Source organism: Arthrobacter sp. PAMC25564, from assembly GCF_004798705.1.
Taxonomy (GTDB): domain Bacteria; phylum Actinomycetota; class Actinomycetes; order Actinomycetales; family Micrococcaceae; genus Arthrobacter.
Map to the genome: position 1 here is coordinate 806,872 of NZ_CP039290.1, position 26,004 is coordinate 832,875.

The window sequence follows — 26,004 nt, forward strand, 5'->3', positions numbered from 1 at the left end:
CGGTCCAGCCCCCGCGCCTCCTTTTATCATGGCGGGCTGCGCGGGAGCCGTCCAGTGCCGGCCGCTGCTGTGGCGTGCGGTTGGCCTACAGCGGGCGGCCGGTGGGGTCCTCCGCCGTCGGGTCCGCGAGGACCAGGCCTCCCACCGGGCTGCCGTCCCAGTGGATCAGCCGCCAGCCGGCGTCGGGATCGCCGTCCAGCGCAACGATGCCGGTGTTGGCGAGCACGTGCTTGGCGGCGAAACCGGGTTCGACGTTGCCGGCCCTCCGCCCGGCCCAGACCCGGATGGCGGCGCCGTGGCTGACCACGGCCACCGTCCCCGTGGCGGAGTCCGCCGCGGCCGCGGCAATCCGGGCGATCGAGGCATCGTAGCGCTCGAAGAAGTCGTGGCCGTTGGGCCCGGCGGGCATCCGGCGGTCCAGCTCCCCGGCCGTCCAGGCAAACACCGTACCCAGATAGCGCAGGTGCGATTCGTGATCGGTCAGCTTCTCCAGCGATCCGGCTTCGATCTCCCGCAGACCTTCCAGTACCTCGATGCCGAGCCCGCGCACCGTGGCGAGCGGCCGGGCCGTGAGCTGGGTGCGGATCAGGGTGGAGGCGTACAGCTGGTCGATCTGCTCATTCGCCAGTGCCCGGGCCAGGACGGCAGCCTGCCGCTTGCCGAGCTCGGTCAGCCCGGGGCCGGGGTGGGCGGTGTCCAGCTGCCCCAGCACGTTTCCGGGAGTCTGGCCGTGGCGGATGAGGAGGAGCCTCATTTAAGGTGGTCCACCAGCTTTTCCGCGAGACCGGTGTACTTGCCGGGGGTGAGGGCCAGCAGCCGGGCTTCGGCCTCGGCCGGGAGGCCGAGGCCCTGGACAAACTCCTGCATCCGGGCGGCATCGACGCGTTGCCCGCGGGTCAGGTCCTTGAGCCGCTCGTAGGGGTTTTCCATGCCTTCGACGCCGGCGATCGCCTCGGCGCGCATGACCATCTGGATCGCCTCGCCCAGGACTTCCCAGTTGGTGTCGAGGTCCGCGGCGAGCACATCCTCCGCGACGTTGAGCCGTTCGAGGCCCTTCGCCACATTGGAGATGGCGAGCAGCGAGTGGCCGAAGGCCACGCCGATGTTGCGCTGCGAGGAGGAATCCGTGAGGTCGCGCTGCCAGCGGGAGGTGACCAGGGTGGAGCCCAGCACATCGAAGAGTCCGGAGGAGATCTCCAGGTTGGCCTCGGCGTTTTCAAAGCGGATCGGGTTGACCTTGTGCGGCATGGTCGAGGAGCCGGTGGCCCCCGCGACCGGGACCTGCACGAAGTAACCGATGGAGATGTAGCTCCAGATGTCCGTGCAGATGTTGTGCAGGATCCGGTTGAAGCGTGCGACGTCGGAGTACAGCTCTGCCTGCCAGTCGTGGCTTTCAATCTGGGTGGTCAGCGGGTTCCAGCTCAGGCCAAGGGCTTCGATGAAGGTCTTCGACACCTGCTGCCAGTCTGCTCCCGGGACGGAGGCCACGTGGGCGGCGTAGGTGCCGGTGGCGCCGTTGATCTTGCCGAGGTATTCGGTCCCGGCGATGCGCTCCAGCTGGCGGGTGAGCCGGTGGGCATAGACGGCCAGTTCCTTGCCAAGCGTGGTGGGGGTGGCCGGCTGGCCGTGCGTCCGGGAGAGCATCGGCACGGCGCGGTTGTCCTCCGCCATCGTGCTGATCTGGGCCACCAGGCCGCGGGCGGCCGGCAGCCACACGTCCTCCACGGCGCCTTTGATGCCCAGGGCGTAGGAAAGGTTGTTGATGTCCTCCGAAGTGCAGCCGAAGTGCACCATGGCCGTGAGCCGTTCGATGCCGATGCCGGGCAGCCGGCGGCCGATGTAGTACTCCACTGCCTTGACATCGTGCACCGTGACGGCCTCGATGTCGGCCAGTTCACTGACGGCGTCGGCGTCGAATTCGGTCACGATGGCGCGCAGCTTTTCCTGCTGCTCCGGGGTCAGCGGCCCGGCGCCCGGCAGGACGTTGTTGCCGGCAAGGTGGATGAGCCATTCGACTTCCACGGCAACGCGGTCGCGGTTCAGGGCGGCTTCGGAAAGATAATCAACCAGGGGCGCGACGGCGGACTGGTAGCGGCCATCCAGCGGGCCGAGCGCGATCTGGTGTGAAGACGCGGCGAGGGCCAGGCGTCCGGAAGGCGTACGGGTGGCGGCGGTGGCGGCAGTTTCAGGCATGGTCCGATTCTTTCACGAACTGGCGGCGGGCCTTAAGCACGGCTGTCCGTGTGACTTCCGCCGGCCGTGACGGATCCGCCATGACGGGTCCGGCAGCCCTTCCGGCTGCTTATCCACATAGCCCGCCGGGGAGCTTCAGCACGGCCGCGGGGATCCTTAGCGTCGAAGACATCCGGTGTGATGCCGGGAACGGGAGAGGGCGGGCCGCTAAATGGCAGGCACGATGGCAGGCACGATGGCAGGCGCCACGGGTGGCACCGTGGCCGATCCGGTGGCGGCGGCCGATGCGGCTGCCTGCGCCTCACGCAGTTACGAGGTCCGGCTGCTGGCAGCCCGCGTCGCGGTCTGTGCCGACCGGGCGGACTCCGCCCTCTCGCGGCTGGCCGGCCTTGAGCTGCAAACCTGGCAGTCGCCGGCGGGGCGCGCCTACCGGACGGCGTTGTCGTTGCAGGCGGCTTCGCTGCGCAGGAGCCGGAACACCCTGCAGGAAGCCTCCGCCGTCGTGCTCCGGCACGCCCAGAATGTGGTGCTTTCCTCCGGCCGGCAGGGGTACTGATGGCGGAGGCGACACCGTCCGGCACCGGGGGAGCGCCGCAGCCGTCGCAGCCCCCTGACGACGGCATGCTCCGGATCCGCGGCGGGGTGGGTGGACTCAGCTTCCAGTTTGAGGAGTTGCTTGCCGGTGCGGCGGCCCTGGAGGGCGTCCTGCGGCAGTTGCAGGAGGTGGAAATGGAGGCGGACGCGGTGCGGCATGCGCTGTTCCCCTACCAGCCCGATTCCTATGCCAGCGGAAGCTCCGCCATTACCGCCGTGGGAGAGGGCGCCCGGGCCATCGGCCGTGTCCGCTTGGATCTGGAGCGCATGGCCCGGGAGGTCAGGGCGAGCCAGCGCGAGTATGAGTTCACGGAGGCCCGGAACGCACTGCTCCTGCGGATGGGGCTGTACGGCGCAGAGTACGGTTCCGGGTCGGGCATCTTCGGCCTGCCGCCGATGAAAGCCCGCGACATCGCGGAGGACGGGATCGCCATGTTGCCCCGGAACCTGGCCCTGCTCCTGGGCGTGCCGGTCACAACGGCAGCGGCCATCGGCGCCGCCGGCGGGCCCACGGACGTCCGCCGCATCGTCCGGGGCTTGGCTGCGGCCCCCGGGCTGGAGTTCCTCAGGCCACGCCCGGTCCGGATCGCCGGCCAGGAAACGAGGACGGAGGAGGCGGATCTCGCGCCGGCCGGGCTGCTGCGGCGGGCTGAAGCCGTTGGCCGCACGAGTGGAGACATCGAAGTCCTCCAGACCGGCAGCGGCGGCCAGCGGGCCTGGGTGGTCATCATCCCGGGAACCCAGCTGGACGGACTCCCCGAGGGCACGAACCCCTTCGATATCGCGGGGATCGCCGAGTCCCTGGGCTTCGACTCCGCGGAGATGAACGCCGCCGTCCGCGAGGCCTTGCGGGAGGCAGGAGCGGAAGCCGGCGAGCAGGTTGCCGCCGTGGGCTACAGCCAGGGCGGCATCCATGCCATGAACCTCAGCCAGGACCGGGCGTTCCTGGCCGAATACGATCTGAAATTCGTGCTGACGGCGGGCTCCCCGGTGGGGGGCATAGAGCCGGCCCCCGGGATCGGCAGCCTGCATCTGGAGCACGAGCAGGACCTGGTGCCCGGGGCAGACGGCCTGCCCAACGCCGACACGAAAGAGCGGGTGACGGTGACCCTCACCAACCCGCTGATTCTCACCAATCCGCTGGATTTTGGGGCGTGGGACGACGTCGGCCTGGGACCCGGCCACCGCTTGGCCAACTACGCGGAGGGCGCCGAGGCGGTTTCCGTAAGCCGGGATCCGTCACTGCAGGCCTCCACCGCCGCGCTCGCCGCGGTCGTTGGTGCCGGCGGCGGCGCCAGGGTCACGCGTTTCTCGCTCAGGCGCGACGCCGCGCCCCGGGGCAGGTGATGGCGCCTGGACTCAGCGCCTCGCGCCCGCCAGCCGGCCGGCGACCACTGAGATGACGGTGATGATGATGGCCGCGAAGACCCCGGTCCAGAAGAACGAGTCGATGGTGAAGTGGACGGGGGTGTAGCTGCTCAGCCAGGACGTCAGATAGAGCATCGCGGCGTTGATGACGATCGTGAAAAGCCCCAGGGTCAGGATCGTGATCGGGAGCGAAAGCAGACTCACCAGCGGCTTCACAAGTGCGTTGACCACACCGAAGATCAGCCCGATGAACAGGTAGGCCAGGATGAGCCCGATGATGTCCGCGCCCTGGACGACTCCGCTGTGGGCCACGGCCGCCTCGGTGGCGGAGGTGGAGATGTCCAGCCTGCCGTGAAGGATCCAGCTGGCAATCCAGAGGGCAAGCCCGTTGATGATTACCCGGACGATGAATGAGCGCATGGCCCCATGCTGTCACATGCCACCGCGTTGCGGCATGGACGGCGAAGTAGGCTAGGTGTCATGACTTCATCAGAGAATTCGGCCGGAGGAATCAGGCCGCGCCCGGTGGTAGACCTCCTTCCGCGCTACGCGGCCGGCAAGCCGCCGGTCCCCGTCGAGGGTCTGGTCAGCTACAAGCTGTCCTCCAATGAGAACCCCTTGCCGCCCATTCCCGCAGTGCAGCAGGCGATCGCGGCACAGACCGACTTCAACCGTTACCCGGACCCGCTCAGCAGCAAGCTGCGCGCTGCCCTCGCCGGGTTCCTGGACGTCCCTGCCGAGGACATCGTCACCGGTGCCGGGAGCCTCGGGGCCCTGAACCAGCTGCTGACCACGTTCGCGGGCCAGAACGATGACGGCAAGGCCGATGAGGTCATCTACGCCTGGCGTTCCTTCGAGGCCTACCCCATCTGTGTCGGCCTGGCGGGGGCGGAGAGCATCCGGATCCCGCTCACGAGCGACGGCCGCCACGATCTCAATGCGATGGCGGCTGCCGTCTCAGCACGCACCAGGATGATCCTGCTGTGCACGCCCAACAACCCCACCGGGCCGATCATCACGAGGGAGGAAACCGAGCGCTTCATCAAGGCCGTACCCTCCGACGTCGTGGTGGTCATCGACGAGGCCTACCAGGAGTTCGTGCGCGCCGAGGACGCCGTTGACGGCATCGAGATGTACCGCAAGTACCCGAACGTAGTCGTACTGCGGACCTTCTCCAAGGCGCACGGCCTCGCCGGGCTTCGGGTCGGCTACAGCGTCTCCCGCCCTGAACTCACCCAGCACCTGCGCGTCGCCGCGACGCCCTTCTCCGTGTCCCAGATCGGAGAAATCGCGGCGGTCACATCGCTGGAACACTATGGCGAGGTTGTAGAAAGGGTACAAAGCCTGGTCGACGAACGCGACCGGGTCACCGCCGGGCTCCGGGAGCTCGGCTGGTTCGTTCCGGAGGCCCAAGGTAACTTCGTGTGGCTCAATCTCGGCGCCAACAGCGCGGAGTTCGCCGCGCTGGCGGGGGAACGGGCACTGTCCGTCCGGGCCTTCGGGGACGAGGGAGTCCGGGTCAGCATCGGCGAGACCGAGGCCAACACCCGCTTCCTGGAACTCTGTGCGATCTATACAAAACCGCCACGGCGTTCCTAGCGCTTAACATGACGCCTGCGGGCAGCGCCCTGCGGATAAAGTAAGGACCAGTAAGCCAAAATACATGCCGAATTCGGAATACATTCCCGGCCCGGCAGGTATCCCAGCGATTGCGGCGCATTCGGATGCGGCAAGCAAGGAGACGGTATGGGCGCCACACATCTGCCCTCTACCGAGTTCGACGGAACCGATCTCGATGACCAGCTTGAGGCGGAAGCCGAAGCCCAACTGGGCGCCCCGGCCGAGCCGATGGTGCAGCTGCTGGGCCCCGACGGGAAACTCGGCACCGACCCGGTCTTCTCGAAATATGCCGAGCGGCTCAACCCGGAGAAGCTGCGCGGGTTTTATGCCGACATGGCAAAGATCCGACGTTTTGACGTGGAAGCCACGGCCCTCCAGCGGCAGGGCCAGCTGGCGCTGTGGGTCCCGCTCACTGGACAGGAAGCCGCCCAGATCGGCTCCGGCCGGGCCAGCCAGCCGCAGGACTACATCTTCCCCACCTACCGCGAACACGGTGTGGCGCTGACCCGCAACGTCGACCTGGCTGAGCTGCTGCGCCAGTTCCGCGGTGTCTCCAACGGCGGCTGGAACCCCAAGGACACCAACTTCCACCTCTACACGCTCGTCCTCGCGGCCCAGACCCCGCACGCGGTCGGCTACGCCATGGGCATCCAGCGCGACCAGAAACTCGCGGCGGCGGCGGCCGCGGCCGCGGGCGGGGCGGAAGGCCAGGTGACGGAGCCCAAGGCCGCCGTCGTGGTCTATTTCGGTGACGGTGCCAGCTCGGAAGGGGACGTCCATGAGTCCATGGTCTTCGCCTCGTCCTACAACGCCCCCGTCGTCTTCTTCTGCCAGAACAACCACTGGGCGATCTCGGTCCCGAGCTCGGTCCAGACCCGGATTCCGCTGGCCAACCGCGCCAAGGGCTACGGCTTCCCTGGCATCCGGGTGGACGGCAACGACGTGATCGCCGTCCACGCCGTCACCGAATGGGCGCTCGAGCATGCCCGCGAGGGCAGGGGCCCAGTGCTGATCGAGGCCTTCACCTACCGCGTCGGAGCCCACACCACGGCCGACGATCCCACGAAGTACCGCGGATCCGCCGAGGAATCCGTGTGGCGGGCCAAGGATCCGCTCGAGCGCCTGGAAAAGTACCTCCGGGCCGAGGGCCTGGCGGACGAGGCCTTCTTCGAGCAGGTCAAGGCCGACGGCGACGAGCTCGCAGCCTACGTCCGCAAGACCACCTACGACCTTGAAACCCCGGACATCCGGACCGCGTTCGCCAACACGTACGTGGAAGCACACCCGCTGGTGGCCGAAGAGCTGGCCTGGTTCGAGGAGTACAGCGCAGGATTCGCCGACGAAGGCGCCGTTCAGGCAGAAGGTGCGGGCCACTGATGACCACCATGACCATTGCCAAGGCCATCAATGAAGGCCTGCGTGCGGCGCTGCGCAACAACCCGCGCTCCCTCCTGATGGGGGAGGACATCGGGCCGCTCGGCGGCGTCTACCGCGTCACGGACGGCCTGATCGCCGAATTCGGAGCGGACCGTGTGGTGGACACCCCGCTGGCCGAGTCCGGCATCATCGGCACCGCGATCGGCCTGTCCCTGCGCGGCTACCTACCCATCTGTGAGATCCAGTTCGACGGCTTCGTCTTCCCGGGCTTCAACCAGATCACCACCCAGCTGGCCAAGATGCACGCGCGCAGCAACGGCAACCTCACCGTTCCCGTCGTCATCCGGATCCCCTACGGCGGTGGCATCGGCTCGATCGAGCACCACTCTGAATCCCCGGAAGCCCTGTTCGCCCACACGGCCGGCCTGCGCATCATCACCCCGTCCAACCCGCACGACGCCTACTGGATGATCCAGCAGGCCGTCGACTGCCAGGACCCCGTGATCGTCTTCGAACCCAAGCGCCGCTACTGGCTCAAGGGCGAGGTCGACACGGAATCCGCCGGCCAGGCCACGGACCCCTTCAAGGCCCATGTACTGCGTGAAGGCACGGATGCAACCGTGGTGGTTTACGGACCGCTCGTGCCGGTGGCCCTTGCCGCGGCCAACGCCGCCGCCGAGGACGGCCACAGCGTCGAAGTGATCGACCTCCGGTCCATTTCGCCGATCGACTTCGACACCGTCACGGAGTCCGTCCGGAAGACCGGCCGGCTGATCGTGGCGCACGAGGCCCCCACCTTCGGCGGCATCGGCGGCGAAATTGCGGCCCGGATCAGTGAGCGGGCCTTCCACTCGCTCGAGGCCCCCGTCATCCGGGTCGGCGGTTTCCACATGCCCTACCCCGTGGCCAAGGTGGAAGAAGACTACCTGCCGGACATCGACCGCATCCTTGAGGCACTGGACCGTGCCCTTTCTTACTGACGGCCCTTGCCACTGATGCAGCGGACCGATGCAGCCTTTCGAAACCGAGGACCCCTATGACGCTCAATAAGTTCAACCTCCCCGATGTGGGCGAAGGTCTGACGGAGGCCGAAATCGTTGCCTGGAAGGTCAAAGCCGGCGACACCGTGGCCATCAATGACGTGCTGTGCGAGATCGAGACGGCCAAGTCCCTCGTGGAACTGCCCTCGCCCTTCGCCGGCACCGTCACCGAGCTGCTCGTTCCGGAGGGCGTGACGGTCGACGTCGGGACCCCCATCATCAGCGTCACCGACGCCGTGGACGCCGACGCAGGCGCGCCGGGGAAGCCGCCCGCCGCCGCGCCGGCTCCCGATGCCCCGCTGTACGGAAAGCTGACGCCGGATGTGTCCGACGCCGGCGAGGCGGCCGGGCGCCCGGCCGGAGGCCCCCTCGTGGGCTCCGGACCCAAGGCAGACGCCGTCAAGCGCCGCCGCCGGGTTTCCGCCGCCCCGGCCGCCGTCTCCGAAGTTTCGGCCGGCTCAATCGAAGATCTGGTCGACCCCGTGGAGAGCCACGGCATCTGGATCAGCCCGGAGGCCGTCGCCCATGCAGAGCGGACGGTGTCCGCTGAAGGCATCGACCAGCGGCCCACCCTTGGCGGGGCCATCAGCGGCCTCGTCAGCAAGGTCCTGGCCAAGCCGCCGGTGCGCAAGATTGCCCGGGATCTCGGCATCGACCTCGCCGACGTCGTCCCCACCGGCGCCCGCGGGGAGGTGACCCGTGAGGATCTGGTGAGCTACCAGGCCCAGCGCGACGCCGAGGTGGACAAGGCGGACACCTTCTGGGGCAAGACCGGCCGTCCGCAGGAACAGCGGATCGAGCGGATCCCGGTCAAGGGCGTCCGCAAGGCCACGGCGAAGGCCATGGTCGAGTCGGCTTTCGCGGCTCCGCACGTCAGCATCTTCGTGGACGTGGATGCCAGCCGGACCATGGAGTTCGTCAAGCGGCTCAAGCTGTCCCGCGACTTCGAGGGCATCAAGGTTTCCCCGCTGCTGATTCTTTCCAAGGCGGTCATCTGGGCCGCGGCGCGCAACCCCAGCGTCAACGCCACCTGGGTGGACAGCGCAGATGGCGATTCCGCCGAGATCCATGTCAAACACTTCATGAACCTCGGCATCGCCGCCGCCACACCGCGCGGCCTGATGGTGCCGAACATCAAGAACGCCCAGGACCTCTCCCTCAAGGAACTGGCCCTGGCCCTGAACGAGCTGGCCACGACCGCCCGGGCGGGCAAGACCCAGCCGTCGCAGATGCAGGGCGGCACCCTGACCATCACCAACATCGGCGCCCTCGGCATCGACACCGGCACCCCGATCATCAACCCCGGCGAGGTGGCGATCGTTGCCTTCGGCACCATCAAGCAGAAGCCCTGGGTGCTCGACGGCGAAGTCATTCCGCGCTGGATCACCACCCTCGGCGGCTCCTTCGACCACCGGGTGGTGGACGGCGACCTCTCGGCCCGCTTCATGGCCGACGTCGCGGCCATCCTGGAGGAGCCTGCACTGCTGCTGGACTGACTCTGCTGGACCCCGGCCGGCACGATCCCGGCCATTGGTATGCAGCGCGTGTCCCACATGCTCGGCTTCAAGCCCGCCGCAGAACTCCTGGGGGAGGGCACCGAGATCTACCTCGACGCGAGCCGCGGCTGGAGGGCGAACGGGGCCATGGAGGTGCTCCGCTGCACCGAGGGCCTGGGGCTGTCCATGCTCGAAGAGCCGTGCGACGCCGGCAAGGCGATTGGCCGCCGCAGGACGTCACGATGGGCAACCAGATCGACACCCAGGTGGGAAGCCTGGCGACCGTGACATTCGGTGCGGCCTTCGTGGACAGTCCGCTAAACTCCACATTGATATGCAAAAGCTTTCAATAAGGCCGAAATAGGTATTTCCCATCGATCAATAACGGTCCTACCGTTGAACCAAGACCGGATGTGAGACAGGGCACAGCACCCAACGTGAGTGCATATCAGTCCGGAAACCACGCACGATGCATCGACAAAGGAGTCATCATGACGACGGAAACCCAGGCCACCGCCGCCGCTTCGGGCGCAGGGGCAACGGCCCGCTTCAGGGAGAACAAGCACGTCGGGGGAGGTACCAGCCAGGCGCGCGTCAGCGCCCTCGCCGGCCGGCTGATCAAGGCGGTCAATGACATCGTCACGGACGAGTTGGTCAGCTACGACGAGTACAACGCCCTGAAAGCCTGGCTCATCAGCGTCGGCGAAACCGGCGAATGGCCGCTGTTCCTGGACGTCTGGGTGGAACACTCCGTCGAGGAGGTCGCCAACGCCAACCGGCACGGCTCCAAGGGCACCATCGAGGGCCCATACTACTTGCCGGGCGCCCCCGTCCAGCACAGCCCCGCCACGCTGCCGATGCGCGACGAGGAGCCCGGAACCCCGCTGCTGTTCCAGGGCCACGTCAAGAGCGTTGCCGGCGAGCCCCTCGCCGGCGCGCAGATCGAGCTCTGGCACGCCGACGACCTCGGCTTCTACTCCCAGTTCGCCCCGGGCCTGCCGGAATGGAACCTCCGCGGCACCGTCATCGCCGATGACCAGGGCAACTTCCAGATCAACACGATCCAGCCCGCGCCCTACCAGATCCCCACCGACGGCGCCTGCGGAGCCCTCATCGCGGCCGCCGGCTGGCACGCCTGGCGCCCCGCCCATATCCACCTCAAGGTTTCGGCGGCCGGACACCGGCTCATCACCACCCAGCTGTACTTCGAAGGCGACGAGCACGTTGCCGACGACATCGCCTCGGCCGTAAAACCAGACCTCGTGCTCGCCCCCACCGGGCGCGCCGACGGCCAGGGCCGGGAAGTCACCTACGACTTCATCCTCGACCGCACGACTGAGGCGCTCGACCGGATAGGGAGAAGTCGATGACTCAGGAGGTCAGGGGGGCCATTGACAACCGGGAACTGCGCCACGCATTCGGCACGTTCACCACCGTTGTCACGGTGGTCACCACCCGGACGGTCGACGGCGTTCCGCGCCACGATCACCGCCTTCACCGCGGTATCGCTTGACCCGCCGCTCGTCCAGGCCACCCTGACCCGCACCTCGCGCGCCGCCCGGTACCCCTCCGCCAGGTCGGACGCCTCGTCGAGGGAGCGCCTTGGGACCACTCCGGTGATGCCCCGGAATCGGGCTGGTTCGCCGGGGCAAGTTCCTTCAAAACCCTCCACACGTCTTAACCCCGCGGCGGGGTTAAGACGTGTGGTTGCTTGTGGCGCCGGAAGACGGCTCAGTTCGCCGAATAGATGGAGAGCATGTTGGCCAGGCCCGCATCGCCGCTGATGCTGGCCAGGGCGGCCGCGGCGGCAAACAACAGGCCGGCAAATCCCGTGCAGCATCCGCTTACGACGGCGAGGAACTTCCAGTCCTCGCGCAGGACGCTCTGGACGGTGTGGGGCATCCGGAGCCCGGGGGTGATCATGTTGGGGGCGCTGTCCGTGGAGCCGTCGTCCAGGAATGCGACCACTCTGCCTGCGCTGCGGTCCACGCGCATGGCGCTGATGTGGTTGCCGTGGCGGGCCAGCAGGATGTCGTGGCCGACTAGCTGGCGGCGCTGAAGAGTGAGCAAGGGGTCCCCCGGATCAGTAGGTTCTTAGGATGTCCGCATCATCGGGGGCATCTCCAATTTTACTGCCGGGGCGCTGCCTCCCTCAGCAAAATACGGGTGAGGCTGCCCACCAGGGCCTGTGATGCGGCCCAAACCGGCGCATTCCTGCCCGCCGTCGGCCAGCCAGGAACCATGCCGTCCTAGGCCTCGTCGGTCTTGGCGATGTAGACGTCGCAGGGGGCGTTGTGGGCCACACTGTTCGCAACGCTGCCCAGCACCCGCCCGAGCCCGCGCATGTTCCTGTTGCCCACCACGATCATCCGGGCTCCGGAGCGCTCCGCTTCCTGGACGAGGGCCTCCGCGGGCTTGCCTCGTGCAGCGGCGTAAGTGATGTTGACGCCTTCCGTGCGCAGGGAATCTGCCACGCCCTTGGCGACTTTCTCGGCGTTGCCGGCGTCGGAGACGATCCACTGGTCGCTGCCGCTGCTGAAGATCTCGGTCTTGTCGCTGTCGAAGGCGGAGACGACGTGGAGGGTTGCCCGGAGGGAAGCGGCCAGGTCCCGCGCCGCCTGCGCAGCCTTCAGGGCAGTGTCACTGCCATCGACGCCGACGACAATAATTCCGGTCATTAAATGCTCCTCTGGGTCAACAAACGTCTTCGGCTATGCAGCAATGATGATTCAGGCTACAGGCTGCAATCTACAGTGCGGAGATGGCGTCCCGCAGGACCGGCGCCAGCCGCCGGACGCCCTCGCGGATGGATTCCGGCGGCACGGCGCTGAAAGCCAGCCGGATCTTGTTGGACGGTTTGTCCGAATGACTGAATGCCGCGCCGGGAATGAACACGACGCCGGCGTCGATCGCCTTCTGCAGCAGGGGATAGGTGTCCACGCCTTCGGGCAGTGTGACCCAGACGAAGAAGCCGCCGTCCGGGCGGGTCCAGCTCAGGCCCTCGGGCATGTACTCGTCCAAGGCCGCGAGCATCGCCTTGCAGCGCTCCTCGTAGAGCCCCCGGTAGGTCTCGATCTGGCCGCGCCAGTCATAGTCCCGCAGGTAGGCGGAGACCAGCATCTGGTTCAGCGTGGGCGGGCACAGGGTAACGGCCTCCGAGGCCAGGTAGTAGCGGCGCTGCAGATGCGCCGGGACGAGGGCCCAGCCGATCCGAAGCCCCGGCGCGAAGATCTTGGAGAAGGATCCCATGTAGATGACATCGTCCGGATTGGCTGCCCGCAAGGGTGTCAGGGGTTTTCCGTCGAAGCGGAGCAGTCCGTACGGGTTGTCTTCCAGCACTAAAATATTCGCTTTACGGCATATGTCGACGACCCGCTGCCGGCGTTCCGGCGCGAGTGTGATGCCGGAGGGGTTGTTGAAGCTGGGAATCGTGTAGAGGAACTTGACGCTCTTGCCCGCCGCCTGGAGGGCCGCGATCCGGGCCGCCAGCAGTTCCGGGATGATGCCGTCCGCGTCCATCGGCACCGTCGCAATCTCAACCTGGTAGGCCTCGAAGGTATTGAGTGCCCCGACATACGTGGGGTCCTCCACGAGGACAACGTCGCCCGGGTTGCAGAAGACCTTGGTGGCCACATCCTGGGCCGACTGCGAGCCGGCCGTGATCACAACGTTCTCAGGCCGCGCATCGAGGATTCCCTCGGCCGCCATGACCTCGCAGATCTGGGTGCGCAGCTCCGGGGTGCCCTGGCCGGTGCCATACTGCAGGGCCGTCATTCCCTGTTCGGCGATGATCTTGGCGGCGGTCTGGCCAAGGCGTTCCAGCGGGAGCGATTGAAGGTACGGGCTCCCGCCGGCCAGGGAGACGAGGCCGGGGCGCATCGAAATGTCGAAGACGTCGCGGACTGCTGACTGCTTGATGTTTGCTGCGCGCTCCGAGAAGAGGATCTCGTGGCGGTGGGCGGACGTAGCCGCACGTTCGATTGCATCAATTGCCTCGGCCGGGAGAATGTCGGCGGCGGCATCAAGTGTTTTGTGGGTCACATTCCCAAGACTACAACCCATGTTGTCAATGGGGCAACGTTTGTTCACTTCGAAGCCGCGCCGCATCCTCCCGGCAGCAACCCGGTCCGGGACGCAGAACGCCCCCGGCGCCGTGGCGGTCGGGGGCGTTCTGGAGTGAAGCCGGATGTGCCTGGACTCAGGCTGCTTCGACGGTGCGTGCCTGTGCCAAGGCGTCGAAGACGCCCTTGATCTGCTCAACAACCTCGGCGTCGTCCTTCGGGTGGACCTCGGCGAAGCGGACCATGGAGCCCGGGACGGCCAGCTTGACGTCCTCGAGCACCTGGGCGCCTGCGATGCCGACGGCCTTGCGGGCCTCGTCCTGGGCCCAGACGCCGCCGAACTGGCCGAAGGCGGTGCCGACGACGGCGGTCGGCTTGCCGGACAGTGCGCCGGCGCCGTACGGGCGGGACAGCCAGTCAATGGCATTCTTCAGCGACGCCGGTACCGTGCCGTTGTGCTCCGGGGTGACCAACAGCAGGGTGTCGGCTGCGTTGGCTGCGGCGCGCAGTGCGGCTGCGGCGGCCGGGACCTGGCCCTCGACGTCGATGTCCTCGTTGTAGAACGGGATGTTGCCGAGGCTGTCGTGGATGACAACCTCAACCTGCTCGGGTGCGTTCAGTGCGATGGCCTCGGCGAGCTTGTGGTTGGTGGAGCCGGCGCGCAGGCTGCCGACCAGGGTGAGGACAGTGTTCTTGGACATGTGTTCTCCTATGCATCGCGCCGCGGAGGTTCCAGCGGCTGGCTGATTGTGGAGGCTTTTGGGGCCTTCACCCAGTCTAAACGGACTACGGTCCGGTTATTATTCCCCGGGGCTAGAATGAACGGTGTGAGCCTCATCCCAATCCGCTCCGACGCGCCCGACGGCCGGCACGGTGCACCGCATGGCGCTGCGCATGGCGCAGCGGCGGGTCCGGAGACCGAACGCCGCGATGCCGCCCGGAACCGCGAGCTCCTGCTCTGCGCCGCCCGCGAGCTCGTCGAGGAAGGCGGGGTGGACAGGCTCACCATGGGCGAGCTGGCGCAGCGGGCCGGCGTCGGCAAGGGCACCGTGTTCCGCCGTTTCGGAAGCCGTGCCGGGCTGATGATGGCCCTGCTCAGCGATGCCGAGGCCGAATTCCAGGGGCGTTTCATGTTCGGGGCGCCCCCGCTGGGGCCCGGCGCTTCGCCGCTGCAGCGGCTGATTGCCGTCGGCACGGCACGCATCGCCTGGCTCCTGGAATTCGGGGAGCTGGCCAGGGCGGCCGAAGAGTCCGCGCACAACAGGTTCGACGTGCCCGCGGCCGTGCTCTGGCACCGTCACCTGGAGATGCTGCTGCGCGAGGCCGGTGTCACGGCGGACCCGTGGCTGATGGCCTCGGCGCTGAGCGCGGTGCTGGACCCGGACCGCCTGCTCCTCGCAGTCCGGGTGCAGGGGATAGCGCCGGAGCGGCTCGCGGGGACCTGGCGTGAGCTTGTCACCCGGGTCGTCCGCGGGGCGTAGGCCGGACCGCACCTTTCCATAACCAAGGTGTGGTAGTTTCCTCAGGACTGTGACCCGCAACATGGGTCCACCAAGACTCCGCCGGACGGCCTGCGGACGGCCAGGCATCCGCCGGCCTATGATCCCGGATCGGCAGGGGAACCCCCATGCCGGCTAGGGGAGGACGGAAGGACCGAAGTTGTGAATAATGTAAAGACCCCGGCGCGCAGGCAGGCCGTTCCAGCCCGGCCCGCGACGTCCGGGACTGAACAGACCACGGCGATCCGGAACTAGTCGGCCCATGCTTCGATATCTCGCAAAACGTGCCATCACATATGTCGTCATGATCTTCCTGACCACCTCGGCCGGATACCTCCTCGCCGTGAGCACGCTGCAGCCGGCACTGCTGGAACAGGAGCGCATTCCGAAGCCCACGCCCGAACAGGTGGTCAATTCCTTCCGGCTCAAGGGCCTTGACCCGACGCTCAGCCCATGGGAACGCTACGTCGGATGGCTCACGGGAGTCATCACCCGCTGGGACTGGGGCCGCAGCCCCAACGGGGCCTACATCAACGCCGAGTTCGGCGACCGGGTCTGGATCTCGACCCGGCTGTTCCTGGCCGCGATCATCCTGACCCTGATCATCGGCGTCGCCCTGGGCGTCTACACCGCCGCACGGCAGTACAAGGCCGCGGACCGGGTGATCACCTCCTACAGCTACCTGATGTACATCGTTCCCGCGCCGATCGCGTACTTCCTGGTCCAGCTCGGCGCCATCAGCATCAACGACGCCGTGGGCGAACGCATCTTCTTTGTCACCGGGATTTCCACCCCCGGGCTGGAGGGCGACGGCTGGACCCGGTTCCTGGACATGCTGGCCCACTATGCGGTGCCGACGTTCGCCATCACGATCGTGGGCTGGGGCGCCTACCAGATCGCCCAGCGCCAGTACCTGCTGGACAACGTCAACGCCGACTTCGTCCGCACGGCGCGGGCCAAGGGACTGACCCGCAACCAGGCCATCACGCGGCACGCCCTGCGCGTCTCCTTCATTCCCGTGGCGCAGAGCATCGCCTTCACGGTCCCGGCGATCTTCGCCGGCGGCTTCTTCGCGGAGAAGATCTTCGCCTGGCACGGCATCGGTTCCTGGTCCATCGATTCGATCGCCCTGCAGGATGTCAACGCGGCGACGGCGACCCTCGCCTACGGCTCGGTGATCTTCGCGGTCGGGGCCATCCTCGCGGACTTTGCCACCACGCTGGTCGACCCGAGAGTGCGGGTGCGGTAACCATGACCAACCTGAACGCCGCCGGCCCGGCGGCCGCGGCCGACGAAGCCAGGTTCGAAAAAGACGACGTCGTCATTGCGAAGTCCACAATCATCCTCCGGCGCTTCCTGCGCAACAGGACCGCCGTCGCAGGCCTGGCCATCTTTCTTGCCCTGACGCTCTTCTCCTTCATCGGCGGGTTCCTGTCCAGCTGGGACAAGGAGACGATCGACCCGCTCAATATCGGCATGCCGCCGTCGGGGGAACACCTGCTGGGTACCTCGCAGGCCGGGATCGACCTCTACGCCCTGACCGTGGAGGGGACCAGGATTTCGATCCTGATCGGCCTCGTCGTCGGCCTCGTCTCGGTGCTGATCGCCGCAGTCTACGGTTGCACCATGGCCTATTTCGGCGGCAGGGTGGACAAGGTCATGCTGTTCATCCTCGAAGCCCTGATCATGATGCCGGCCTTGCTGGTGGTGGCCGTGGCCACCAGCGGCGGCGGAAACGGCCTGCGCAAAAACCTTCCCAGCTGGCTCCTGCTGATCATCGTGCTGCTGGTCTTCAGCTGGATGGGAACCGCCCGCCTGATCCGTTCCCTCTCGATGTCCCTCATGCAGCGCGACTTCGTCAAGGCCGCCCAGTACATGGGGATCCCGGCACGGCGGATCGTCTGGCGGCACCTCGTGCCCAACATCGGCTCGCTGCTGGTCCTGGACATCACCCGCGGCGTCACCGGGGCCATCCTTGCCGAAGTGGCGTTCTCCTTCATCGGGATCGGCATCAAGGTCCCGGATGTCAGCCTGGGTGTGCTGATCGGACAGGCAACCTCCCAGGTCTCCACCTTTCCGTGGATGTTCTGGGTGCCGCTGCTCGTGATGTTCCTGCTGACCGGTTCGCTGGCCATGATGAACGACGGACTGCGCGACGCGTTCGATCCCGGCTCCGGTTCCATTGGCAGCGCAAAGAAGAGACGCAGATGAGCAGGGAAGTCACCGCCGGCACGGCCGAGCGGCTGCACGTGGCCGGGCTGCACGCGCCCACCGAGGCCGTGCTCTCCGTCCGGGACCTGTCCGTCCGCTTCAACACGGAAAACGGGGTGGTGCACGCCGTCCGGGGCGTCGACTTCGACCTGCTGCCGGGCAAGACCCTCGGCATCGTGGGCGAATCCGGTTCGGGGAAGTCCGTCACGTCCCTGGCCGTGATGGGCCTGCTGCCGGACACCGCCGAGGTCACCGGCTCGGTCCGGCTGCTGGGCACGGAGCTGCTTGGGCTGAGTGACAAGGCAATGTGCCGGTACCGCGGCAACGATATCGCCATGGTGTTCCAGGATCCGTTGTCCTCGCTGACCCCGGTCTACACGGTCGGCAGCCAGATCATCGAGGCCCTGGCGGTCCACAACCCCGCCATGAGCAAACACGCCAAGGAGGCCCGCGCCGTCGAACTCCTGGGGCTGGTGGGCATCCCGAGCCCCAGGGACCGGCTCAAGGCCTTCCCGCACGAGTTCTCCGGCGGCATGCGCCAGCGCGTTATGATCGCGATCGCGATCGCCAACAATCCGCGGGTGCTCATTGCGGATGAGCCGACGACGGCGCTCGACGTCACCATCCAGGCGCAGGTGCTCGAGGTGCTGCACAACGCGCAGGAGGAAACCGGCGCCGCCGTCGTAATGATCACCCACGACCTCGGCGTCGTAGCCGGCATGGCGGACGACATCATGGTGATGTACGCCGGCAAGCCGGTGGAGACCGGCACGGTCGACGAGATCTACTACAACCCGCGGATGCCCTACACGATGGGCCTGCTGGGCGCCGTGCCGCGCGTGGACATTGCGGAAAAGACCTCACTGGTGCCGATCGAGGGCATCCCGCCGAACCTCGTCCACATCCCCACCGGCTGCTCCTTCGCACCGCGCTGCCCGTTGGCCATTGACGCCTGCCGGGCCGGCGAACCGGCCCTCCGGCCGGTCGCCGGCACGCCGGCACACGCGGCCGCCTGCATCAAGGCGGACTCGCTCGGCGGCGTCGACGTCCATAAGATCTTCTCTGCCCCGTCCGTGCCGGTGTCCCGCTTTGACGCGATCCCCCGGGCCGGGCGCAAGGCCGTGCTGGAGCTCAAGGACGTCAGGAAGCACTTCCCGCTGACAAAGGGCGCACTGATCAAGCGCCGGATCGGCACCGTCAAGGCCGTGGACGGCATCAGCTTCGACCTCCGCGAGGGCGAGTGCTTCTCGATCGTGGGCGAGTCCGGCTGCGGAAAGACCACCACGCTGCTGGAAATCATGGAATTCCACCAGGACCAGGACGGCGAGGTGATCATCGGCGGCCTGAGCAACAAGGTGGCCGCCGATGCCAGGACCAAGGCCGCCATGCGCAAGGAACTCCAGCTCGTGTTCCAGGACCCCACCGGCGCCCTGGATCCCCGCTTCACCGTCTACGAGATCCTCGCCGAGCCGCTGGAAAACTCCGGGATGGCGAAGCCCGCCATCCGCAAGCGGATCCTGGAGCTGATGGAACTCGTCGGCCTCCAGCCGGACCACGTCAACCGCTTCCCCAACCAGTTCTCCGGCGGCCAGCGCCAGCGCATCGGCATTGCCCGAGCCCTGGCCGTGAACCCCAAACTGGTGGTCCTGGACGAGCCGGTGTCCGCCCTGGATGTGTCCGTGCAGGCCGGCGTCATCAATCTGCTGGACCAGCTCCGGGCCGAACTGGGGCTGAGCTACCTCATGGTGGCCCACGACCTGTCCGTGGTGCGGCACATCTCCAACCGTGTGGCCGTGATGTACTTGGGCAAGATTGTGGAGATCGGGACCGTGGACTGCGTCTTCGACAACCCCCGCCACCCGTATACCCGCGCGCTGCTCTCCGCGATCCCCGTGCCGGACCCCCGGCTGGAGCGCAGCCGCGAACGCATCATCCTGAAGGGAGACCTGCCCTCGCCCGTGGACGCTCCCAAGGGCTGCAATTTCGCCTCGCGCTGCCCCGTCTTCGCCGCGCTTCCGGCCGCCAGGCAGGAGAAGTGCCTGACGCTGGAACCCCCGCTGGAGCCGGGGCCGCAGGAGGCGGCCGGCAGCCCGGTGCCGGACCGGCCCGCTTCGGACCGTCCGACGGCGGCCGCGGTCCCGGACCAGCAGTTCGCCTGCTTCTTCCCCGACGGGGAACTGGACGCGGAGCTGCTCGTCGTCCATGACCCGGGCCCGATCACTCAGCACAACCCGCACCAGGAATTGAAGGGAACTCAATGAAGAATCTGACGAAGATCGGCGGCGTCGCCGCCGTCGTGGCGGCGCTCGCGCTGACCGCCTGCGGCGGCGGTGGCAAGGCCACCGGGCCCGAGTCCGGCAAAGGCCAGGAGGCGGGAAGCGATCTGTCCAAGCTCGTCAGCATCAACGCCAAGGACGCCAAGGATCTCGAGCCGGGCGGCACCGTGACGCTGCCGCTGGGCAGCATCGGTCCGGACTTCAACAGCTTCTCCACCAATGGCAACAGCGGCGACAACACTGCCCTGCACCGCCCGATCGACGAAGCCGGCACCTGGGGCTGCTGGAACTTCGACTTCGACGGCACCGCAACGCCGAACAAGGATTTCTGCGAAGACGTCAAGAGCGAGGTCAAGGACGGCAAGCAGACCATCACCATCAAGGTGAACGACAAGGCAAGCTACAACGACGGCACGCCAATCGATGTGAAGACCTTCGAGAACACCTGGCAGATGCTCAGGGGCACGAACAAGGACATCGACATCGTCAGCTCCGGCGCCTACGAGTTTGTGGATTCCGTCAAGGCCGGTGCGAACGACAAGGAAGTCATCGTCACCACCACCCAGCCGGTCTACCCGCTGGACTCCCTCTTCACCGGTTTCGTGCACCCCAAGGTGAACACCCCGGAAATTTTCAACAACGGCTTTACGGGGGAGATGCACCCCGAGTGGATGGCAGGTCCCTTCAAGCTGGACCAGTACGACAGCGCCGCCAAGACCGTCACCCTGGCCCCGAACGACAAGTGGTGGGGCGCCAAGCCCGTCCTGAACAAGGTCGTCTTCCGCCAGCTGGAGAGCAGCGCCGCCATCGCCGCCTTCAAGAACGGCGAAATCGATGCCGTCTCCGCCAACTCGGTCACCCCGTACAAACAGCTCGAGGGCACCAAGAACTCCGAGGTCCGCCGTGGCCAGCGCCTCTTCGCCGGCGGACTGAACCTCAACGCCCAGAAGGCGCCGCTGACCGACGTCGCGATCCGCAAGGCGATCTTCACCGCCGTCGACCGTGAGGCGCTCCGCAAGGTCCGCTTCAACGGCCTGAACTGGGACGAACCCAGCCCCGGATCGATGATGCTGATGCCGTTCTCCAAGTACTACCAGGACAACTACCCGGTCAAGGAAACCGGCGCGGACGCTGCCAAGAAGGTCCTCACCGACGCTGGCTACAAGCCCAACGCCGCCGGCATCATGGAGAAGGACGGTGTTCCCGCCGCCTTCAAGATCAGCAACTTCGGGGACGACCCCACCGGCCTGGCCTTCGCGCAGACCCTGCAGAAGCAGCTCCAGGACGGCGGCATGGACGTCGGGATCGACCAGCGCGCCTCCGCCGACTTCGGCAAGGCGATGGGCAGCCGTGACTACGTCCTGAGCGTCTCCGGCTACGGTGTCGGCCCGGACGCCACGGATGCCGTCAAGCAGTTCTACGATTCGACGACCAACGAGAACAAACTCGGGGACGCCGAGCTGGACGCCGAGATCAAGAAGCTCTCCACCATTGCCGACAACGCCGAGCGCAACAAGGCAGCGATGGAAGTCGAGAAGAAGCACATGGCCAAGTACTTCTCCATGGGCGTTGTTATGAACGGTCCGCAGATCTCCTTCGTGCATACCGGCCTGGCCAACTTCGGCCCGTCCCTGTTCAAGAGCGCATCCCAGGTTCCGGACTGGACCACCCTCGGCTGGGAAAAAAAATAGCATGAATCCGGAATCCAGCCGGCCCATCCGTACCGCCGTGGCCGGCTTCGGACTCTCGGGCAGCGTCTTCCACGCCCCCCTGATTGGGGCGAACCCCGCGTATTCCCTCGACGTCATCGCCACGTCTGACGCCGGCAGGAAGGCATCCGCGGCCGGCCGCCACCCCGGGGCCAGGATCGTGGACACCCCCGCGGACATCATTGAGCTCAACGGGGAGCTGGACCTCCTTGTGCTCGGCACGCCGCCGGCCACCCACTACCCGCTCGCGAAGGCCGCGCTGGAAGCCGGGCTCGACGTCGTCGTGGACAAGCCGTTCACGGTGCGCAGCGCCGAGGGCCAGGAGCTGATCGGGCTCGCGGCCCGGCTGGGACGGGTGCTTACGGTGTTCCAGAACCGGCGCTGGGACGGGGACTTCCTGACCGTCCGCGGCCTGCTGGAGAGCGGTTCCCTTGGCGCCGTGACACGGTTCGAGTCCCGCTTTGAGCGCTGGTCCCCGGAGGTCACCAAGGCCTGGAAGGCGGCCGCGACGGCGGACGAGGGCGGCGGCGTGCTGTTCGACCTCGGCACCCACCTGCTGGACCAGGCACTCCAGCTCTTCGGACCGGCCACCGTCACGCACGCGGAACTGAACGCCCGGCGCCCGGGGGAGCAGGTGGACGACGACGTATTCCTCGCCCTGCGCCACGGGTCCGGGGTGATCAGCCATTTGTGGATGAACATGCTCTGCGCCCAGCAGGGGCCCCGCTACCGCCTGCTGGGGAGCGACGGCGGCTTCACCAAGCACGGGGTGGACCCGCAGGCACCCTACATCGTGGCCGGCGGCAGCCCGCTGGACGCCGGGTACGGCGTCGAGGACCGCGACTGGGCCGGAACGCTCGGCCGGGACGGCCACCTGGACCGCCTGCCGACCGACCGTGGCGCCTACCCCGAGTTCTACCGCATCCTGGCGGACAAGATCCACGACGGCGGCGCAGCCTCGGCGCTCCCCGTGCCCGTGGATCCGGCCGGCCCGGTCGAAGTGCTGAAACTCATGGAGCAGGCCCGGGCACTGGTTTAACGGGCACTCGCGTGAGACGGACTTAAACAGCGATCGGCTGCTCCGTAACCGCCGTTTTGGAGGTCCCAAAGGGCGGTAACGGAGCAGCCGATGCTGACTGCAGGCGGTTGCTAGGCGGAGACCAGCTGGTGCCAGTCGGCCACCAGGGGCAGGTTGTGCGCCTCGGACACGGAGTGGTGGGCAACCTTGCCGGCGGCGATGTTCAGGCCGGCGGCAAGGGCGGCGTCCCGCTCGAAGGCAGCCTTGACGCCCAGGTTGGCCAGCGCCACGCCGTAGCGGAGGGTGACGTTGGTCAGCGCGTAGGTGGACGTGTTCGGAACGGCGCCCGGCATGTTGGCAACGCAGTAGAAGATCGTGTTGTGGACCTTGTACGTCGGTTCCTGGTGCGTGGTGGGGTGCGTGTCCTCGAAGCAGCCGCCCTGGTCCACGGCGATGTCCACCAGCACGGAGCCGGGCTTCATCCGGGACACGAGCTCGTTGCTGACCAGCTTCGGCGCCTTGGCGCCCGGGATCAGCACGGAGCCGATCACGAGGTCGGCGTCGACGACGGACTTCTCGATCTCGTACTTGTTCGAGGCCACGGTCTTCAGCCGGCCCTGGTACTGGGCATCCAGCTCGCGCAGGCGGTTGATGTTGATGTCCAGGATGGTGACGTCCGCGCCGAGGCCCAGGGCCATGGCGGCGGCGTTGGTGCCGGCGACACCGGCGCCCAGGACAACAACCTTGGCCGGACGGACGCCCGGTACGCCGCCGAGCAGCACACCCTTGCCGCCGGCAGGCGCCATCAGGGATGTGGCGCCGACCTGGACGGACAGGCGGCCGGCAACCTCGGACATCGGGGCGAGCAGCGGCAGCGAGCGGCCCTCCTGGACGGTCTCGTAGGCGATGGCGGTGACGCCGGTGTTGATCAGTTCCTGGGTCAGTTCCGGTTCGGCGGCCAGGTGCAGGTAGGTGAAGAGGATCAGGCCCTTGCGGAAGCGGTGGTATTCGGCCTTGACCGGCTCCTTGACCTTCATGACCATGTCCGCGCGGGCCCAGACGTCGTCGGCCTCGGCAACGATCTCGGCGCCGGCGATGGCGTATTCCTCGTCCGTGATGCCGGAGCCCAGGCCCGCGCCGCGCTCCACCAGGACCGCGTGGCCGTGGGTGCGGAATTCGTGGACGCCTGCGGCCGTGATGGCGACGCGGAATTCGTTGTTCTTGATCTCTTTGGGGACACCGATGATCATTTTTTGGCTCCAGTGCTGGCGGCCGTATGGGCCGGGTTTGTGCGGGGGACGTTGTGTTTCCAGAATAGATCCGCCTGTGATGCAGGCGACAGAACTGGAGGCCGGCCCGGATCGCCGTTCCCCGGAATTCCAAGGTTCTTCCCATCCTGCATTCGACATTTGTCGGGACAGCAAACGTCAGGTGTCGCCTGCTGTCCGTTCGCTTCGGACCGGGCCGGGGCAGTAGTCTGGCAGCATGCAGCAGCAGGATGTGGAGCAGCTCGTGGAGCGGGTGGCGCAGAAGCTGGGCCGCGGCCTCTCGCTGGAGGACCTTGATGGACTCCTCCTCGCCTACAGCTCCAACCAGTCCCACGCGGACCGGGTCCGGGTGAACTTCCTGCTCAGCAAGCGGGTGGCGGTGGATGTCAGCGCCTGGCAGCTCTCACACGGGATTGCGACGGCGGTACGTCCCGTTGTTGTGCCGGCCAATGAGGAGCTGGGGATGCTGGGGCGGGTCTGTGTGCCGTTGCTGGTGCGCGGCTTCCGGGTTGGGTATCTCTGGGTCCAGCTGGACGAGGAAGAGCCCGGTGCGACGTCGGTCCTCCTCCAGTTGCCGGAGGTCGCACGCGATCTCGAGCAGCTGTCCGAGCTGCTGCTGGACTCCAACACCGCCGAATCCGAGTTCCGCCGCCGGCGCGAACAGGAATTCCTGGCCGCCTGCGCCGGCGAGGCGAATGCGGTGGCGGCCGTGGCCGGCTGGAAGGAAGTGCAGGGGCGCGGCCCCTGGCAGCTTGTGACCGTGCTCGACGCCGATGGCTGGGCCGAAGGCCCGGACCCCATCGCCGCCAGGCTGATCCACCGTTCCGCGGCGCTGCAGGCCACCATCGGGGTGGACGCGGCACTGTTCAGCGCCGGTACCGAAACCCACGCCGTCGTACTTTTCAAGGAGTCCACCGGGCGGGCGGACCACGCCCAGGTCCTGGTCCACTACCAGCTGGAACTCGCGAAACGCGCCGGCCGGGCCGTCCGGCGGATCATCCTGGGCACCAGCGAAGGCTTCTCGAGGCCGCGTGAAATGGCCGAGGCCTACCGGCAGTCAAAGCAAGCGGCCCAGGCCGCGGCGGTGGACGCCCAGCTGGGTGAACTCGTGGACTGCCGCGCCACCGGCTTCTACCAGCTCCTGGCCTCGGCCGGGGGCGGCATGGGGGCCGGGACGGATCCGGGATCCGTGTACTTCCGCATTCTCGAGGACCACGACCGCAACGGTGAACTGCTGCCCGTCCTGGAACTCTTCTACGACAACGACGGCTCGGTCCAGGAGGTCGCGGAAAAGCTGCACCTGCACCGAAGCAGCATCTACAACCGGCTGGGCAGGATCCGCCAGCTGCTGGGCGTGGATCCGCTGAAGGGAATCGTCCGCCTGGAACTTCACGCGGCGCTCAAGGCGCGGCGCTGGGCCGGCCGGCCGCGGATCTAGCCAGATCCAGCCTTCGGGTCAGCCCTCGCGCTTGGAAGCGTCGGCGTCGAGGGCCAGTCCCGTGTCATGGCCGTCCGGCCCGGGCTGGCGGGCGGCGCCCCTCGCTGCCTTGCTCCTACGGAGCGAAATCCGGCGGTCGATCCAGAGCGAGACGGCCACGAAGGCGACGCAACTGGACATGAAGGTGGCCGTGTTGTTCAGCCCCAGGGCGGTTCCGAGGACGTACGTGAGCGCCATGGCGGCAATGCCGGCCACGACGTGCCACCCTCTGAATTTACCCACGATTCAAGCGTAACCCCGGGCTCACTGGCGTTTCAGCGCAGGCCCGGGATCGTTGCTTGATCCTTATCAGGGCGTCACGAACCATCCGTGCCGCCGTCATTCCCGTGGGCCGGGACCCTCTGTGGCGGCACCGTCTCCGGCCCCCTCCGGAGGAGCGTTCTTCTTCTGCGTTTCGAGCCATGCCATGATGTCCGCGAGCCGGATGCGACGGTGCGTACCCCGGTACTCCACCGGGATCTCGCCGCGGTCGGTCATGTTCCGGAGGTAGGTGTGCGAGATGCCCGCCAGCTCCGCGGCCTGGGAGGTGGTGAGCATTTCTTCGACGCTGCTGACCGTCACGGCCTCGCCCCGGCTGAACCGGCCCAGCAGGTCGACGACGGCGTCCCGCGCCGCCGGGGGCAGCCGGTGCACGGTGCCGTCCACGAACACCGTGATGTCGTGGCTGCCGCTCAGGGCGTACCGGAGGTTCTGTGCGTCCTCGGCCGGAAGGCCGGCCGCCACCCGGGGTGCGATCAGTGCCATGGCTGAATCCTAGCGCGGCCCGCAGCGCGGCC

25 protein-coding genes and 1 pseudogene are annotated in these 26,004 nt (G+C 67.3%); 16 read left to right on the top strand and 10 right to left on the bottom strand.

Annotated elements, in window-relative coordinates:
• Positions 1 to 85: 85 nt before the first annotated feature.
• Positions 86 to 754, bottom strand: coding sequence for a histidine phosphatase family protein (locus tag E5206_RS03670; protein ID WP_136321305.1), 669 nt, complete (start codon positions 752 to 754; stop codon positions 86 to 88).
• Positions 751 to 2,193: an adenylosuccinate lyase gene (purB, locus tag E5206_RS03675; protein ID WP_136321306.1), complete on the bottom strand. Its 1,443-nt coding sequence runs from the start codon at positions 2,191 to 2,193 to the stop codon at positions 751 to 753. Before purB ends, E5206_RS03670 begins: the two co-directional genes overlap by 4 nt.
• Before the next feature lie 211 nt (positions 2,194 to 2,404).
• On the opposite strand from purB, the gene E5206_RS03680 reads away from it, so the two are divergent.
• Both E5206_RS03680 and E5206_RS03685 read left to right on the top strand, forming a co-directional pair.
• Entirely contained in the window at positions 2,405 to 2,749 is a 345-nt protein-coding gene (locus tag E5206_RS03680) for a hypothetical protein (protein WP_240689924.1), read from the top strand.
• A complete protein-coding gene (locus E5206_RS03685; RefSeq protein WP_136321307.1) occupies positions 2,749 to 4,134 on the top strand; it encodes a hypothetical protein in 1,386 nt (461 codons plus the stop codon). Before E5206_RS03680 ends, E5206_RS03685 begins: the two co-directional genes overlap by 1 nt.
• Before the next feature lie 12 nt (positions 4,135 to 4,146).
• Here the strand turns inward: E5206_RS03685 and E5206_RS03690 are convergent, their stop codons facing one another.
• Entirely contained in the window at positions 4,147 to 4,575 is a 429-nt protein-coding gene (locus tag E5206_RS03690) for a phage holin family protein (RefSeq protein ID WP_136321308.1), read from the bottom strand.
• 60 nt (positions 4,576 to 4,635) lie between these two features.
• Here E5206_RS03690 and E5206_RS03695 point away from each other — a divergent pair, with 60 nt between their 5' ends.
• The 7 genes and pseudogenes from E5206_RS03695 (at position 4,636) to E5206_RS19515 (ending at position 11,201) form a co-directional block, all read left to right on the top strand.
• The gene (locus E5206_RS03695) at positions 4,636 to 5,754 is read left to right on the top strand and encodes a histidinol-phosphate transaminase (RefSeq protein ID WP_205759998.1); all 1,119 of its coding nucleotides are present in this window, start codon (positions 4,636 to 4,638) and stop codon (positions 5,752 to 5,754) included.
• A 147-nt stretch (positions 5,755 to 5,901) separates the two neighbouring features.
• Complete coding sequence (gene pdhA, locus E5206_RS03700) at positions 5,902 to 7,152, top strand: pyruvate dehydrogenase (acetyl-transferring) E1 component subunit alpha (protein ID WP_136321310.1); 1,251 nt, start codon at positions 5,902 to 5,904, stop codon at positions 7,150 to 7,152.
• Complete coding sequence (locus E5206_RS03705) at positions 7,152 to 8,132, top strand: alpha-ketoacid dehydrogenase subunit beta (protein ID WP_136321311.1); 981 nt, start codon at positions 7,152 to 7,154, stop codon at positions 8,130 to 8,132. The genes pdhA and E5206_RS03705 overlap by 1 nt, the downstream gene beginning before the upstream one ends.
• A gap of 56 nt (positions 8,133 to 8,188) precedes the next feature.
• Positions 8,189 to 9,688 (top strand): dihydrolipoamide acetyltransferase family protein, encoded by a 1,500-nt coding sequence (locus tag E5206_RS03710; RefSeq protein WP_136321312.1) that lies wholly within the window; start codon positions 8,189 to 8,191, stop codon positions 9,686 to 9,688.
• Positions 9,689 to 9,733: 45 nt separating this feature from the next.
• Positions 9,734 to 9,993, top strand: a pseudogene (locus E5206_RS03715) (enolase C-terminal domain-like protein); the annotation flags it as partial.
• Between the two features lie 186 nt (positions 9,994 to 10,179).
• Positions 10,180 to 11,058 carry a catechol 1,2-dioxygenase gene (gene catA, locus E5206_RS03720; RefSeq protein WP_136321313.1) on the top strand — a complete coding sequence of 293 codons (879 nt, stop codon included), beginning with the start codon at positions 10,180 to 10,182 and terminating at the stop codon, positions 11,056 to 11,058.
• A complete protein-coding gene (locus E5206_RS19515; RefSeq protein ID WP_240690213.1) occupies positions 11,055 to 11,201 on the top strand; it encodes a hypothetical protein in 147 nt (48 codons plus the stop codon). The genes catA and E5206_RS19515 overlap by 4 nt, the downstream gene beginning before the upstream one ends.
• A 218-nt stretch (positions 11,202 to 11,419) precedes the next feature.
• On the opposite strand, the gene E5206_RS03730 is transcribed toward E5206_RS19515, so the two are convergent.
• From E5206_RS03730 to E5206_RS03745, 4 genes are all read right to left on the bottom strand, one after another.
• Positions 11,420 to 11,758 (bottom strand): hypothetical protein, encoded by a 339-nt coding sequence (locus tag E5206_RS03730; protein ID WP_136321314.1) that lies wholly within the window; start codon positions 11,756 to 11,758, stop codon positions 11,420 to 11,422.
• Between the two features lie 179 nt (positions 11,759 to 11,937).
• On the bottom strand, positions 11,938 to 12,366 hold the full coding sequence (locus E5206_RS03735) for a universal stress protein (protein WP_136321315.1): 429 nt from the start codon (positions 12,364 to 12,366) through the stop codon (positions 11,938 to 11,940).
• 70 nt (positions 12,367 to 12,436) lie between these two features.
• A complete protein-coding gene (locus E5206_RS03740) occupies positions 12,437 to 13,729 on the bottom strand; it encodes a PLP-dependent aminotransferase family protein (protein ID WP_136321316.1) in 1,293 nt (430 codons plus the stop codon).
• A gap of 157 nt (positions 13,730 to 13,886) precedes the next feature.
• Positions 13,887 to 14,450: an NADPH-dependent FMN reductase gene (locus E5206_RS03745; RefSeq protein WP_136321317.1), complete on the bottom strand. Its 564-nt coding sequence runs from the start codon at positions 14,448 to 14,450 to the stop codon at positions 13,887 to 13,889.
• A gap of 126 nt (positions 14,451 to 14,576) precedes the next feature.
• On the opposite strand from E5206_RS03745, the gene E5206_RS03750 reads away from it, so the two are divergent.
• The 6 genes from E5206_RS03750 (at position 14,577) to E5206_RS03775 (ending at position 22,483) form a co-directional block, all read left to right on the top strand.
• Entirely contained in the window at positions 14,577 to 15,230 is a 654-nt protein-coding gene (locus tag E5206_RS03750) for a TetR/AcrR family transcriptional regulator (protein ID WP_240689926.1), read from the top strand.
• Positions 15,231 to 15,510: 280 nt separating this feature from the next.
• Positions 15,511 to 16,497, top strand: a complete 987-nt coding sequence (locus tag E5206_RS03755) for an ABC transporter permease (RefSeq protein ID WP_136321319.1) — start codon at positions 15,511 to 15,513, stop codon at positions 16,495 to 16,497.
• A 2-nt stretch (positions 16,498 to 16,499) separates the two neighbouring features.
• Positions 16,500 to 17,459 carry an ABC transporter permease gene (locus E5206_RS03760; protein WP_136321320.1) on the top strand — a complete coding sequence of 320 codons (960 nt, stop codon included), beginning with the start codon at positions 16,500 to 16,502 and terminating at the stop codon, positions 17,457 to 17,459.
• Entirely contained in the window at positions 17,456 to 19,720 is a 2,265-nt protein-coding gene (locus E5206_RS03765) for an ABC transporter ATP-binding protein (protein ID WP_136321321.1), read from the top strand. The genes E5206_RS03760 and E5206_RS03765 overlap by 4 nt, the downstream gene beginning before the upstream one ends.
• Positions 19,717 to 21,426 carry an ABC transporter family substrate-binding protein gene (locus E5206_RS03770; protein WP_136321322.1) on the top strand — a complete coding sequence of 570 codons (1,710 nt, stop codon included), beginning with the start codon at positions 19,717 to 19,719 and terminating at the stop codon, positions 21,424 to 21,426. The genes E5206_RS03765 and E5206_RS03770 overlap by 4 nt, the downstream gene beginning before the upstream one ends.
• A gap of 1 nt (position 21,427) precedes the next feature.
• Positions 21,428 to 22,483: a Gfo/Idh/MocA family oxidoreductase gene (locus E5206_RS03775; RefSeq protein ID WP_136321323.1), complete on the top strand. Its 1,056-nt coding sequence runs from the start codon at positions 21,428 to 21,430 to the stop codon at positions 22,481 to 22,483.
• Positions 22,484 to 22,593: 110 nt separating this feature from the next.
• Here E5206_RS03775 and ald read toward each other — a convergent pair whose 3' ends face one another.
• A complete protein-coding gene (gene ald, locus E5206_RS03780) occupies positions 22,594 to 23,712 on the bottom strand; it encodes an alanine dehydrogenase (RefSeq protein ID WP_136321324.1) in 1,119 nt (372 codons plus the stop codon).
• Positions 23,713 to 23,947: 235 nt separating this feature from the next.
• Here ald and E5206_RS03785 point away from each other — a divergent pair, with 235 nt between their 5' ends.
• Entirely contained in the window at positions 23,948 to 25,168 is a 1,221-nt protein-coding gene (locus E5206_RS03785; RefSeq protein ID WP_136321325.1) for a PucR family transcriptional regulator, read from the top strand.
• An 18-nt stretch (positions 25,169 to 25,186) separates the two neighbouring features.
• Here the strand turns inward: E5206_RS03785 and E5206_RS03790 are convergent, their stop codons facing one another.
• On the bottom strand, positions 25,187 to 25,450 hold the full coding sequence (locus E5206_RS03790; RefSeq protein WP_205759999.1) for a hypothetical protein: 264 nt from the start codon (positions 25,448 to 25,450) through the stop codon (positions 25,187 to 25,189).
• 96 nt (positions 25,451 to 25,546) lie between these two features.
• The gene (locus E5206_RS03795) at positions 25,547 to 25,972 is read right to left on the bottom strand and encodes a helix-turn-helix domain-containing protein (protein ID WP_136321326.1); all 426 of its coding nucleotides are present in this window, start codon (positions 25,970 to 25,972) and stop codon (positions 25,547 to 25,549) included.
• Between the last annotated feature and the right edge of the window lie 32 nt (positions 25,973 to 26,004).

Bases quoted from the DNA above. Each gene is read 5' to 3' on its own strand.
- E5206_RS03670 (WP_136321305.1), bottom strand. From the start codon at position 754: ATGAGGCTCCTCCTCATCCGCCACGGCCAGACTCCCGGAAACGTGCTG.
- purB (WP_136321306.1), bottom strand. From the start codon at position 2,193: ATGCCTGAAACTGCCGCCACCGCCGCCACCCGTACGCCTTCCGGACGC.
- E5206_RS03680 (WP_240689924.1), top strand. From the start codon at position 2,405: ATGGCAGGCACGATGGCAGGCACGATGGCAGGCGCCACGGGTGGCACC.
- E5206_RS03685 (WP_136321307.1), top strand. From the start codon at position 2,749: ATGGCGGAGGCGACACCGTCCGGCACCGGGGGAGCGCCGCAGCCGTCG.
- E5206_RS03690 (WP_136321308.1), bottom strand. From the start codon at position 4,575: ATGCGCTCATTCATCGTCCGGGTAATCATCAACGGGCTTGCCCTCTGG.
- E5206_RS03695 (WP_205759998.1), top strand. From the start codon at position 4,636: ATGACTTCATCAGAGAATTCGGCCGGAGGAATCAGGCCGCGCCCGGTG.
- pdhA (WP_136321310.1), top strand. From the start codon at position 5,902: ATGGGCGCCACACATCTGCCCTCTACCGAGTTCGACGGAACCGATCTC.
- E5206_RS03705 (WP_136321311.1), top strand. From the start codon at position 7,152: ATGACCACCATGACCATTGCCAAGGCCATCAATGAAGGCCTGCGTGCG.
- E5206_RS03710 (WP_136321312.1), top strand. From the start codon at position 8,189: ATGACGCTCAATAAGTTCAACCTCCCCGATGTGGGCGAAGGTCTGACG.
- catA (WP_136321313.1), top strand. From the start codon at position 10,180: ATGACGACGGAAACCCAGGCCACCGCCGCCGCTTCGGGCGCAGGGGCA.
- E5206_RS19515 (WP_240690213.1), top strand. From the start codon at position 11,055: ATGACTCAGGAGGTCAGGGGGGCCATTGACAACCGGGAACTGCGCCAC.
- E5206_RS03735 (WP_136321315.1), bottom strand. From the start codon at position 12,366: ATGACCGGAATTATTGTCGTCGGCGTCGATGGCAGTGACACTGCCCTG.
- E5206_RS03745 (WP_136321317.1), bottom strand. From the start codon at position 14,450: ATGTCCAAGAACACTGTCCTCACCCTGGTCGGCAGCCTGCGCGCCGGC.
- E5206_RS03755 (WP_136321319.1), top strand. From the start codon at position 15,511: ATGCTTCGATATCTCGCAAAACGTGCCATCACATATGTCGTCATGATC.
- E5206_RS03760 (WP_136321320.1), top strand. From the start codon at position 16,500: ATGACCAACCTGAACGCCGCCGGCCCGGCGGCCGCGGCCGACGAAGCC.
- E5206_RS03765 (WP_136321321.1), top strand. From the start codon at position 17,456: ATGAGCAGGGAAGTCACCGCCGGCACGGCCGAGCGGCTGCACGTGGCC.
- E5206_RS03770 (WP_136321322.1), top strand. From the start codon at position 19,717: ATGAAGAATCTGACGAAGATCGGCGGCGTCGCCGCCGTCGTGGCGGCG.
- E5206_RS03775 (WP_136321323.1), top strand. From the start codon at position 21,428: ATGAATCCGGAATCCAGCCGGCCCATCCGTACCGCCGTGGCCGGCTTC.
- ald (WP_136321324.1), bottom strand. From the start codon at position 23,712: ATGATCATCGGTGTCCCCAAAGAGATCAAGAACAACGAATTCCGCGTC.
- E5206_RS03785 (WP_136321325.1), top strand. From the start codon at position 23,948: ATGCAGCAGCAGGATGTGGAGCAGCTCGTGGAGCGGGTGGCGCAGAAG.
- E5206_RS03795 (WP_136321326.1), bottom strand. From the start codon at position 25,972: ATGGCACTGATCGCACCCCGGGTGGCGGCCGGCCTTCCGGCCGAGGAC.